The following is a 466-nucleotide window of genomic DNA, read 5'->3' on the forward strand; positions in this document are numbered from 1 at the left end:
CCGAGCAGTTTGACCAGGTCTGCCAGCTCAGGGCCGGTACGGGTATCAATGTTTGCCTGCTCGATATGCCACTGCAGGTAGGTCGCCCCGTACTCCGGCGGCATAGTATTGATGTAGTGGTGGTTCAGCCACAGCAGCTTGTCGGTATTGAACGCACTGGCTGATTTGCTCACAGAGTTCAGCGCGAACAGATCGATCATCTCTTCGCGGCTAAAGATTTCCTGATCGCCGTGAGCCCAGCCCAGACGCACCAGATAGTTCAGCAGCGCCTCAGGCAGGTAGCCATCATCGCGGTACTGCATGACGCTTACCGCACCGTGACGTTTAGACAGCTTTTTGCCGTCGTCACCGTTGATCATCGACACGTGCGCGTAAACCGGCACCGGCGCGTTCAGCGCTTTCAGGATGTTGATCTGACGCGGCGTGTTGTTGATATGGTCTTCACCACGGATGACGTGGGTAATTT

At 56.0% G+C, this 466-nt stretch carries 1 protein-coding gene; it reads right to left on the reverse strand.

All coding sequences use genetic code 11. The features are described 5' to 3' along the window. The coding region (locus tag QMM04_RS23085; RefSeq protein ID WP_282997229.1) for a glutamate--tRNA ligase family protein at positions 1 to 466 on the reverse strand (466 nt) is incomplete at both ends.

This window comes from Pantoea sp. Pa-EAmG (genome assembly GCF_030024295.1).
GTDB lineage: Bacteria > Pseudomonadota > Gammaproteobacteria > Enterobacterales > Enterobacteriaceae > Pantoea > Pantoea dispersa.